The organism is Vibrio variabilis (genome assembly GCF_003263785.1).
In the GTDB taxonomy this organism is placed as follows: Bacteria; Pseudomonadota; Gammaproteobacteria; order Enterobacterales; family Vibrionaceae; genus Vibrio; species Vibrio variabilis.
This window is the reverse complement of record NZ_JYJK01000105.1, coordinates 79997-91100: the sequence shown is the minus strand read 5'-3', so window position 1 is coordinate 91100 and position 11104 is coordinate 79997. Positions and strand designations below refer to the sequence as shown.

The 11104-nt window shown below is 46.2% G+C and carries 10 protein-coding genes and 3 pseudogenes; 7 read left to right on the top strand and 6 right to left on the bottom strand.

What is annotated here, in order from left to right:
- Window positions 1-677: 677 nt before the first annotated feature.
- Window positions 678-2993: pseudogene (locus TZ48_RS19205) on the top strand (chitinase C-terminal domain-containing protein); the annotation flags it as partial.
- Window positions 2994-3099: 106 nt separating this feature from the next.
- On the opposite strand, the pseudogene glgC reads toward TZ48_RS19205, so the two are convergent.
- The 4 genes and pseudogenes from glgC to amrB form a co-directional block, all read right to left on the bottom strand.
- A pseudogene (gene glgC / locus TZ48_RS19200) lies at window positions 3100-4316 on the bottom strand (glucose-1-phosphate adenylyltransferase).
- Window positions 4317-4888: 572 nt separating this feature from the next.
- A complete protein-coding gene (locus TZ48_RS19195; protein ID WP_162674664.1) occupies window positions 4889-5230 on the bottom strand; it encodes an isopentenyl-diphosphate Delta-isomerase in 342 nt (113 codons plus the stop codon).
- A gap of 152 nt (window positions 5231-5382) precedes the next feature.
- Window positions 5383-5918 (bottom strand): annotated as a pseudogene (amrA, locus tag TZ48_RS19190) (AmmeMemoRadiSam system protein A).
- A gap of 37 nt (window positions 5919-5955) precedes the next feature.
- Window positions 5956-6750 carry an AmmeMemoRadiSam system protein B gene (amrB, locus tag TZ48_RS19185; protein ID WP_112480303.1) on the bottom strand — a complete coding sequence of 265 codons (795 nt, stop codon included), beginning with the start codon at window positions 6748-6750 and terminating at the stop codon, window positions 5956-5958.
- Between the two features lie 122 nt (window positions 6751-6872).
- Here amrB and TZ48_RS25490 point away from each other — a divergent pair, with 122 nt between their 5' ends.
- From TZ48_RS25490 to TZ48_RS25485, 3 genes are all read left to right on the top strand, one after another.
- Window positions 6873-7181, top strand: a complete 309-nt coding sequence (locus TZ48_RS25490; RefSeq protein ID WP_239670985.1) for a hypothetical protein — start codon at window positions 6873-6875, stop codon at window positions 7179-7181.
- Window positions 7159-7935: an AmmeMemoRadiSam system radical SAM enzyme gene (gene amrS / locus TZ48_RS19180; RefSeq protein ID WP_338062288.1), complete on the top strand. Its 777-nt coding sequence runs from the start codon at window positions 7159-7161 to the stop codon at window positions 7933-7935. Before TZ48_RS25490 ends, amrS begins: the two co-directional genes overlap by 23 nt.
- Window positions 7936-8072: 137 nt before the next feature.
- Window positions 8073-8222 (top strand): hypothetical protein, encoded by a 150-nt coding sequence (locus TZ48_RS25485; protein WP_239670984.1) that lies wholly within the window; start codon window positions 8073-8075, stop codon window positions 8220-8222.
- Window positions 8223-8320: 98 nt separating this feature from the next.
- Here the strand turns inward: TZ48_RS25485 and TZ48_RS19175 are convergent, their stop codons facing one another.
- Together TZ48_RS19175 and TZ48_RS19170 are read right to left on the bottom strand one after the other, a co-directional pair.
- Entirely contained in the window at window positions 8321-8827 is a 507-nt protein-coding gene (locus TZ48_RS19175) for a hypothetical protein (protein ID WP_112462838.1), read from the bottom strand.
- A 509-nt stretch (window positions 8828-9336) separates the two neighbouring features.
- A complete protein-coding gene (locus TZ48_RS19170) occupies window positions 9337-9954 on the bottom strand; it encodes a TfoX/Sxy family DNA transformation protein (RefSeq protein ID WP_112480302.1) in 618 nt (205 codons plus the stop codon).
- Between the two features lie 265 nt (window positions 9955-10219).
- On the opposite strand from TZ48_RS19170, the gene TZ48_RS19165 reads away from it, so the two are divergent.
- From TZ48_RS19165 to TZ48_RS19155, 3 genes are read left to right on the top strand one after another with little or no spacing between them, the layout of a single operon-like run.
- A complete protein-coding gene (locus TZ48_RS19165; RefSeq protein ID WP_112480301.1) occupies window positions 10220-10540 on the top strand; it encodes a cupin domain-containing protein in 321 nt (106 codons plus the stop codon).
- 46 nt (window positions 10541-10586) lie between these two features.
- Window positions 10587-10802 carry a DUF3820 family protein gene (locus TZ48_RS19160; protein ID WP_112462835.1) on the top strand — a complete coding sequence of 72 codons (216 nt, stop codon included), beginning with the start codon at window positions 10587-10589 and terminating at the stop codon, window positions 10800-10802.
- A gap of 42 nt (window positions 10803-10844) precedes the next feature.
- A complete protein-coding gene (locus TZ48_RS19155; RefSeq protein WP_112480300.1) occupies window positions 10845-11087 on the top strand; it encodes a hypothetical protein in 243 nt (80 codons plus the stop codon).
- Window positions 11088-11104: the final 17 nt, after the last annotated feature.

Sequence of the window (11104 nt, the reverse complement as noted above, 5' to 3'; positions counted from 1 at the left end):
CACCATCGACAATAAGATCGGTTAGCGCCCCCAGCATACCTGCTGATACCGCGCCTACAGCCGCGCCCTCTGCGGCCCCTTGGGTTGTGTTGGCACCACACCCGACTAACAAACTAGCAGCGATAGCACTCGCCAAAAGCGATTTTAACTTCATGGTTTCCATCCTATGTAACCGACTGTAATAAAAGCATTATAGGACGATTTTGTTGAAAATAGATCGACAAAATCTGATTTGGTTTTTTGATTAGTCAAAAACAGTACTTCTGCCTAGAAAGAAACGCTGAAAATGAAATGTTTTGTAACATTCTGCACGGTCGGAAAATTGGGTTATTGCTGCAAATTAAGTTCTAGTCATTTACATCTAAGTGGCAAATTATTGCGAGACATTTCTAAATAAATCCTATTAAAAATCTCAATAAGCGCAATTTTTGCCCACTTTATTTTTTTGGTAACTAAAGTATTTGTGATTTATCAATCGGTCGCTAGTTATGCATTCTTTAGATGAATGGGTCTGTAGGGTGCGAGTATCAAGTGTTAAACACTGCTTAATGGAAAATAAACCAATGGAAAATTCTATTCAGAAGGAGCTGGTGAGTACTGGCAGTAAACTGAGTTTACTGGCTGCTATTTGCGCTGCGACGATCTACTCTCCAATGTCAGCTGCCACTACTACGCAGCCAGACTGTCGACCTGATGGTCTCTATCAAACCCCAGGAGTTCAAGTCCCCTACTGTACAATTTACGATGCAGAGGGGCGGGAGATCATGGGCGCCGATCACCCAAGACGAGTGATTGGTTATTTCACCAGTTGGCGTTCTGGTGATGATCCTCAGGCTGCCTATCTTGTGAATGACATACCTTGGGAGCAGCTCACTCATATTAACTATGCATTTGTCAGTATAGGCTCTGATGGCAAGGTGAATGTTGGTGATGTCAACGATCCGACCAACGTCGCCGTTAATAAAGAATGGCCAGGGGTGGAAATCGATCCCACTCTTGGCTTTAAAGGACACTTTGGCGCATTAGCAACGGCCAAAAAGAAACACGGTGTAAAAACGCTTATTTCCATTGGTGGCTGGGCTGAAACCGGCGGACACTTTGGTCCAGATGGCAAGCGAATCGCCGACGGCGGCTTCTATACGATGACGACCAACGCCGATGGATCTGTAAACACCCAAGGGATCGAGACGTTTGCCAACTCTGCCGTTGAAATGATGCGAAACTATCAATTTGATGGTTTAGACATTGATTACGAATACCCAACTTCGATGTCTGGAGCAGGTAACCCAGATGATAAGGCCTTTGCCGAATCCAGACGCCCCCATTTGTGGAAGTCTTACGAAGTCCTAATGAAGGTGCTGCGCGAGAAGCTAGATGCGGCCAGTGCGCAAGATGGTGTGCATTACATGCTGACAATCGCAGCGCCTTCATCGGGCTATTTGCTACGTGGTATGGAAACCATGTCCGTTAATCAGTATCTCGATTACGTGAATATCATGACCTATGACTTGCACGGTGCTTGGAACGATCACGTGGGTCACAACGCCGCGCTCTATGATACGGGTAAAGATTCCGAACTTGCGATGTGGAATGTTTATGGCACTGCCGCGTATGGTGGGATTGGTTATCTGAACACGGATTGGGCGTACCATTATTTCCGAGGCTCGATGCCAGCGGGTCGAATCAATATTGGTGTTCCTTACTATACGCGCGGTTGGAAGAATGTGACCGGTGGCACTAATGGTCTGTGGGGCAGAGCGCCGTTACCAAATCAATCAGAGTGTCCAGCAGGCACGGGTGAAGGTGAGAAGAACAATTGTGGTTATGGCGCACTGGGTATCGATAACATGTGGCATGACAAAGATGCCAATGGTAATGAGATGGGTGCAGGCTCAAACCCGATGTGGCATGCTAAAAACTTGGAAAAAGGCATTTGGGGTTCTTACGCTGCGGCTTATGGCTTAGACCCTGTCAATGACCCGACCGATAAGTTTGTTGGTACCTATACGCGTCACTACGACAGCGTTGCTGTGGCTCCTTGGTTATGGAATGCAGAAAAAAACGTTTTCCTCTCCACTGAAGATGTCGATTCCATTAATACCAAAGCGCAGTACGTCATCGACAAGGAAATTGGTGGCATCATGTTTTGGGAGCTAGCGGGGGACTATAACTGTTACGTTCTTGATGCCAATGGTAATCGTGGTGCGGTTGATTTAACGGAGAGTGCGTGTGCAACGGGAAATGGTGAGTACCACATGGGTAACAGCATGACCAAGGCCATGTACGACAAGTTCTTGAGTGCGACGCCCTATGGCAACAAAGTGGCAACAGGAGCGGTGCCTGAAAAAGCGGTGGACATTACGGTTTCAATCAGTGGCTTTAAAGTCGGTGATCAAAACTATCCAATTAACCCGAAAGTGACCTTTACCAACAACACAGGCAGCGATCTTCCTGGTGGTACAGAGTTCCAGTTTGATATCCCTGTTTCAGCGCCCGATAACGCGAAAGACCAATCGGGTGGTGGTTTGAAGGTGATCGCTTCGGGTCACACGAGAGCCAACAATATTGGTGGCCTTGATGGACCAATGCATCGAGTGGCGTTCAGTTTACCAAGCTGGAAGAATCTAGCGGCTGGTGCGACCTACGAGCTAGATATGGTGTACTACTTACCGATTTCTGGCCCTGCAAATTACACCGTAAACGTCAATGGCGTTGACTATGCCTTTGCCTTTGAGCAGCCGAATCTACCGCTTGCGGATTTGAATGCAGGTGGGGGTAACGGTGGCGGAACTGGCGGTGGTGGCAGTGATACTTGTAGCCTAACAGGTGTCAACGAATACCCGAATTTCCCTAATCTAGACTGGGAAGGCAAGCCAAGTCACGCCAATGGTGGCGACAAAATGAGTTACCAAGGCGTTGTTTATAAAGCCAAGTGGTGGACGAACTCGGTACCAGGCAGTGATGGTAGCTGGGAAAAAGTGTGTGTTATCTAGTGTGCTAGAGTAATGAACACGAATGAAAACAAATAGCCGCTCGGGGGAGAGCGGCTATTTTCGGTTTTGTCGTTGGTTTGCATTCAAGGAGAAACGTTTGGTTTAACTATTCGAAAATATAACCCTCAGGGATCACTACAATACCTTTCTCAGAGATATGAAAGCGCTTAGCATCCTCAGTTGGATTTACGCCTATCACGGTGCCATCAGGAATGTTGACGTGTTTATCGACGATACAGTTGACCAACTGACAGCCTTCTCCCACCGTGACATCGCCAAATAAGATGCTATCGGCAATGGTCGCACCATCATTGATACGAACATTGGACGACAAGATGGAATGGTGCACAGAGCCGCCAGAGTTCACCACGCCATTGGCGATGATAGAGTTAATAAAAATTCCTTCGTTACCCGTTGCCGAAGGAACCGTGCGTGCTGGTGGAAGCTGAGGCTCGTAGGTGCGAATTCCCCAGTTTTCTTGATACAAGTTCATTGGAGGAACAGGTTCTAGTAAATCCATGTTTGCTTCATAAAAGGAATCGATGGTGCCAACATCGCGCCAGTAGCAATCTCGTGCGACACGTCCTTTGTCATCTCCAAAGTTGTAGGCATAGACGCCTTGTGAGTCGATAAGCTTAGGGATGATGTCTTTACCAAAGTCGTGACTGGAAGTATCGAGCTCCGCATCTTGCTCTAATGCTTGTTGCAGCGCTTCCATTTCAAACACATAGATACCCATGGAAACCAAAGAGCGATTTGGATCGTCTGGCATGGAGGCAGGATCGCTCGGTTTTTCGTAAAAGTCGGTCACTTGCTTTTGCTCGTTGGTGGCCATTACACCAAAGGCCGTCGCCTCTTCTCGAGGCACGTCCATACACGCTACGGTGAGTTTTGCTCCGCTGTCTTTGTGCTCTTGAACCATGGCTTCGTAATCCATGCGATAGATATGATCGCCCGATAACACCACGACATGCTTAGCTTCACTTCGCGACAGTAGCCACATATTGTGATAAATCGCATCTGCAGTCCCTTCGTACCAAGCGCCACCTTTTCTCATCTGTGGGGGACCACAGTAATGTATTCTTTGAGTTCTGGGTTGAAGATGGACCAACCATCTCGGATATGTTTGTGTAAAGAGTGGGATTTGTACTGGGTCAGAACCAATATTTGACGCAGGCCTGAGTGCAAACAGTTGGTTAGCGTGAAGTCGATGATCCGATATTTTCCGCCAAAAGGTACTGCTGGCTTGGCTCTGTCATCGGTTAGGGGGCTTAACCGTGAGCCCATGCCGCCCGCTAGGACGATGGTAAGAACGTCTTGCATCTTATTTCTCCCTGAAATTGTGCAATTAGAGTAGGTCTAATCTTTTACCTTTCAAGAAACGCGCCAGAGGCTAAGGTACTGAATATCAATGAAGAGCATAGTTGATAATGGGGTAATTGCACCAAAAAAGGGATGGAGTTTGATCTGTTGCACGCTTGTTGTGCTCAGCCTCTGTTGATGTCTCAATTTGGTGCAAACAGGGCAAATACAAGGGTTATTGCGTTGCGAGCAGCTATTTGCCATTTTGCGAGGTTAAAGCTGCACGCGGCTTCTCTTGAAAGCCAATACTGTTCTTGTTTTACATTGTAAATTGAAGCAGCGAATCGACACTAAAGTTCGCGAGTTAGTGCCGATTCTCTAGATAACGGATGTGTAATGATCAGTTGTTGAGGTGAGCCGTGACTTTATTGAACACCAGTTTAAACCAAGCGGTATAGGCTTGCGGCTGAGCGATCATTGCTTGTTCAATCGCACTGAACGCTTGCCATTCACACGTCTCTGCCTCGCGGGGTTGATATCAAGTGTGACATCGTTGCTTTGTGCAATCACAATATGATCCAACTCGTTTTCTGTCAGCCATTGTCGAACTTGGCGAGATAACTAATGGTACCGATATCGGTAAATGTTAACGCGTCTTGGATACCGAGCTCTTCGTCTAGACGACGTTTTGAAGCATGAATGATGTCTTCGTCGGGTCTAGGATGAGAGCAGCAGGTGTTACTCCAAAGTCCACCGCTGTGATACTTGTTTGACGCACGTTTTTGCATTAGGAACTCAAGTTCACCATCACGATAGCGATACAACATGACCGAAAAGGCTAGGTGACGAAAGCCCATTCTGTGTGCATCTAATTTGTCTTCGGTTCCAATTGGGTTTCCAAATCTATCGACAACAACAACGAGATCTTCAAACATAAGTACTCTCATGGTGTGGCAACCGCGACATCCACTGTTCGCTGTACCAGTTTAAAAAGTTCACTCAACTCCTGTTGTGAGCGCGAATCATACCACCAAAGATTTAAATAGCACACAGATTGAAAGTGCGGCGAGAAAATCAGTAAGATCGTCTACATTCTCCGGTACTTACGGCTCAATTTTTGAACGTCGAATACTTTTACCGTCATATCTTCTGGCCAATAGGTAGGGTGCCAGCCTGCTTTTTGTTTGAGGTGCTGCAGAAAATGAATAGGACTTGGTAGTTGCTCCCAAACCTGAGGAAGAAAAAGCGCGGCTTTTTTGCCGTCAGACAACGTGAGCCCACATTTGTTATTGGTGAGATAAGTAATGAGCGCGGATTCAGACGCTACATCGAGGGGTTTAGGTTCCGTTAGAACTGAAACCTCAATCTCCAAACCCTCTACCTGCGATTTTTGAAGGGTAGAAACCGTTTGTCCTGGCAGCAGCTCGCCCAAGCTTTGCGCATCACCTCAAGAACTAATGGCACTTTCGGGACAGTCGTTCCAATGCAGCCTTGAAGTTGACCGTCGACATGGAGACTGACAAAGCACGCGCCTTTTTCTGCTATGGCTTTCGGATAATCGTCAAGTCTCACCTTAGGTAAAGGCTTTTCCGCTAAATAACAGGTCACGGTCACTTCAACCATATCGAGTAATTTGGACAGTTCCTGATTGGTTAGCGTTTTATCTTGATATTGCGTAGCTGACATAGCCTACCACCCTGTTTTTATCGCCATGGGGGCTGTCTCCTGAATTGGTGCGGGACAGTCGTTGCAATTGGTATCGTTGTTGTTTTATTAGCGTGTTTGCTGCATTGATTCCAAGGTAGCCACATGCTTCTTTACTTGTTAGCGGTGTACCAGCTTCGATTTTTTGGCAGCTTTTAGTATCAATGTCATTACACTCTTTGTAGGGATGGAAATGGCTGAGATCTGAGCTAATGACAAGGAGCGTCGTATCGTCCCAGTAAGGTTCGATAAGGTGCGCGATATCGATAGGATCGACTGTGCCTGTTAACAAGGGAATCAACTCGAAATCGGACAAGCAACGCTGCAAAAATGGCAGTTGCACCTCGAGACTGTGCTCTTCAGCGTGAGCATGATCGTTGTAGTGACAGTTAGGATCGTTAACAAGCTGCTCTATCGCCTGAGTGTCGAGAGGTATATTGCCGAGCGGAGTAGAAAAGCTGCAATGTTTCGGCAACGCACAACCACGGAAGGCAACACGATGATTCGGACCCACTAAGAGTACACGCTTAAATTGATCTTTCGAATCCTTTAGTAGGCTGTAAGCCGCAGCGGCAGTAGAGCCCGAGAAGACATACCCTGCATGAGGAACAATCAGCCCTGATAATGTTTGGTTGTCGTCGAGTATTGCACCTTCGTTATACGGGGATAGCAACTGCGTGACGTGCTGATGCAGCTGATTAGCATCCGCAAAGTAAAATCGACCCGCGACAGCGGTTGGTCGTACTTCCATGTCGCCTCCATATTCCCTGTAGGGCTCTTCTATACTGTAATGAGTATAGATTTTGTGAAGCCTAGGTGCAGGCTGAAATAGCGATGTAATGGTTAAGGTGTGAGATGGGAACCGTTGGGAGCATGTATCCGACAAAGTATTGGCAGACGTTACCCGATGGACGTGTCCGTTGTACTTTATGTCCGCGATACTGCACGTTAAGAGAAGGAAAGCGCGGTGCTTGCTTTGTACGTCAAGCACATCAAGGCGAAATTGTACTCACCACCTATGGCCGCTCCAGCGGATTTTGTATTGACCCGATTGAAAAAAAACCACTCAATCATTTTTATCCTGCAGTTCAGTACTCTCTTTTGGTACCGCTGGATGCAATTTGGGATGCAAATTCTGCCAAAATTGGAACATCAGTAAATCTCGCCAAATGGAGTCATTAGCCGACAAGCGACCCCTCAACAGATTGCCAACACCGCTAACGCTCATCATTGTGACAGTATTGCGTTTACCTACAACGACCCGGTGATTTTTTTGGAATACGCGGTAGAAACCGCGATGGCATGTCGTGAAGCGAATATCCACACCGTTGCCGTGTCTGCTGGGTATATCAATGAAAAACCGAGAGAGCAGTTTTTCTCAGTAATGGATGCGGCCAATATTGACCTAAAAGCGTTTTCAGAACGTTTCTACAAAAAGGTTTGTGGTGGAGCGCTCGCGCCTGTATTGGACACACTCAAATATTTGCATCAAGAGACATCCGTGTGGTTTGAACTGACGACGCTCTTGATCCCCGGTGAAAATGATAGTGAGCGCGAAATCGATCAAATGACTCAGTGGATTGTCGAGCACTTGGGGCGTGATGTTCCACTCCATTTCAGCGCTTTTCACCCTGATTTTAAAATGATGGAAACGCCTCGAACACCTTCAAACAGGCTTGTGATGGCGAGACATATTGCACGTCGAAATGGGTTAAATTATGTGTATGTCGGCAATGTCCATAATGAGCAGTGCAGCAGCACCTATTGCCCAAACTGCGGGCATAAAGTACTGAGCCGGAATTGGTATGAGTTAGGAACTTGGGCACTTACTGATACAGGTCGGTGTAGTCATTGCGACACTCAAATTGCCGGGCGTTTCGCCGCGAACTCTAAGCCCTTCGGAAGGCGGCGAATACCCGTTGATATTATTATGTAAGTCCCAGAATTATCAGCGAAAATTCAAAGCGTCTCAAAGTTGATAATGGTAATTATACTTTAGTCTTAAAGGGTTGATTGTGATCGATTGAGTAGCTAAGGTGGTATGTAAGCAGACCCAAAAATCAGGAGAAAGACATGGATGTAGTCGTAATGCTAACCAATGGGCGTTTTGGTGTTCTTGAGGACTGTGACAAGCTCGAATTAGAAGGTCAGATGGTCGAATGTTGGGTTGAGGAAGAAGAGGGCTTTGAGTTGGCCACGGGTGAAGTGGAGCGCGTTCTTTAGACTTTAATACCAACTAAATGAATATGAAAACCCCGCAATTGCGTTCGCTTTGCGGGGTTTTGTTATTTGTGCTTAGTCGCTGCTGCTTAATGGAGTCATTAAGCTTGCTGTGCCGTTAGGGCACGCTTTTCAAGAAATTTAGCGATAGCAGTCACGCCAGCGATGTACATAGCACCACCAAGAAGTGCAACTGCCATCCAAGAGAAACCGTGCTCAACAACGTGATCTTTGTGAAGAATACACATTACTACGTATGCGAATGTGATGTAGCTGAATGCAAAGTGAGCGATAGGGCCCATGCCGATCGTGACAAGTACTACGCCCGCAACGTAAATGTAAAATGCGTTCTCACCACCAACGACTGGAGCTAGCGCGCCGAGTGTGGCTGGGATCAACATACCCATCGCGATACCAACGATACCCGCAGCAAAGATGTTCTTAAGCTTAGATAGGTCGAATTTCGCTTCAAAGAAGAAAATAAGCGCTAGGAAAGCAGGCCACTTGTCGTGGATACCTAGTTTCTGAAGGATAACAGTGCCAGCTACGATCCAGATCGTTAGCATAAGCGTTTTAGTCATGTGCGCTGAGTTGAATACTTGATTCATGATTTGTTCTCATAGGGTGTATGTAAGAAGTTTGGGCGCGGAGTCTATAGTGTGTTGCGCGTTGGGTCACTAGGGAAAATAAGGCAACCATAGTGAATATTGGAAGTATGAAGGCCTTATTGATGGTTATATGAATTGGTGTCTAAAACTTGAGCGCTGGCTATTTTGTGGCTGAATAAGGAAAAGATTTGAATTAAGGTTGTCTATTAGAGCAAAAGAACTAGTCTTAGGCGCTAACGTAAAAATGATGCGATGGAATGTGGGGGTTTTGATTGAGAAATACTCACTTGGCTAAAGTTTGCCCTGTCAGCCACATTTGGAAACAATGCTTCACGGTTTTACATCAGCTCGAAACGGTTTGATAAACATCTTCGCTACTCACGCAGGTGTTTGGGTGGTTTAATGAATTCCGTGTTTAGTTGTTCTGTCCACTTCAATTAACCACACACATCCAACATTGTATTGATGTTTGCCCTGCTGTGAAAACAGCAGGGCGTTTTTTATATCGGTTAATGTGTTAGGTAGTCACAGCCCGCTTGGTGGGTCAATGTTTGACGCTGTGGTTCGGGAAGAATAGTCCAATGTATACCTTCCAATGCACCCGCTAGACAAAACAGAAGGTTAACGCCTGGGTGCTTCTCCTGGCTGACACACACCGCTTTGAAGGCATTGACGGGGCCATGTTCCCTTAGCTCGTCAATAGAATTTATCCCCGCCTTGCGAAGCATACGCTCGGTTTTGTACTGCATGTTTGGAAGATCCTTGATTCGCGTTGGGGTCTCTTTGCGTATTTTCTCTTTAAGTCCCGCGCTCCAGACCTCTTCGCACAGGGTCGCCACTTGCTTTTGACTATGCGCGACGGTTTCAGGCAGTGAGTAGTAGTTCGATAGGCTGGGATAATTACGAGAATGGGCGCGCCAGTTAAACTCATAGGGAATGCATCCTAGTGCCTTAAACTCTTCCTTCAAACTTGAACTGCTTGCCCTAAGGTAGATATCGTTGCCCTTTATTAGTGCAAACATGATCCCACCAGAAAGCACCCCTTTTCCTCCAAAAACAGAACGAATGGTAATGTCTTCCAGTGCGGTGTGAGCTTCGATAGACTCTACAAAGGTTTCCAACATCATATTTCTCTCCTTGAAATGTACTTAGCGTCTTCACATGACGGCTATCAAACTAAAACTGTGATATGTCTTGCATTAAGTGTTCCAACTTTTAGTTTATTTACAAAAATATGAGAGTTGTGCCGTTTAATCCGTCGGATAAAGGCGTGAACATGGCAGCGAGCCATCCTGTTTGGTTTATGAGAATTTGTTCTGCTTCAAGTATACTGTCCCAATTCCATCTCAGATTTTGACATCACAGAACTAAGTGATGCGCTAGGAGTAAGACATGCAGGCTGGAAACATGTTCAGGCAAATTCCATCTCAACTACCCGAAGAGATATTCGAGGATCTCCTCACCACTGAAAACCTGCGAATAGAGCGCATTCTTTCTGATGGGCATTTTACCCCAGACGGAGACTGGTACGATCAAGAGCAAAGCGAGTGGGTCATGGTGTTGCAAGGTCAGGGGATTATTGAGTATCAAGATGGTACTATGCTGACGCTTAATGTTGGTGACTATGTGAACATTCCTGCGCACATTAAACACCGTGTTAAATCCACCTCTCCTGATGCCGTCACGATTTGGCTGGCTATTTTTTACGGCTAGGCCTTTTTTATAGAGACGATTACGCCAAGAGAAAACGGAAACAGACATGCTTCAGAAAGAAAACTTAATAAAACTCGCCCGTATGCAAATGCCTTTTGGTAAGTACGCCGGGCGAGTGCTGATTGACCTACCGGAAGAGTATTTGCTTTGGTTCGATAAAAAAGGCTTCCCCAATGGCGAGTTGGGTGATTTATTGAAACTCTGCCTAGCGCTAAAGATTGAAGGGCTGGATAGTGTGGTTAAGCCTTTAAAGCGTATGTAACCTTATGAAAAAATGCTATTTATCTAAGTAGAAAGACGGTCTATGAATTTTGATATTAATACACTGAAACACCACCAACTTGTCGAAGACGGGCCACTAGAAGGCTGTTACATTCATCAGCCAGCCAAAGGCAGTCAGCAAGATGACAAAGCGGTTTTGGCCGAACGCCGAGCGTTGGAAGAACTGGGATATAAGGTAATGCAAGTTCAAGCTAAAGGTGGAACCACTACGTTTGCTGAGGCGATGCAAAAGTTTGCGAAGAAAACTGGGCATCAAACCAAGTAATCATTAAGGGCACTCGA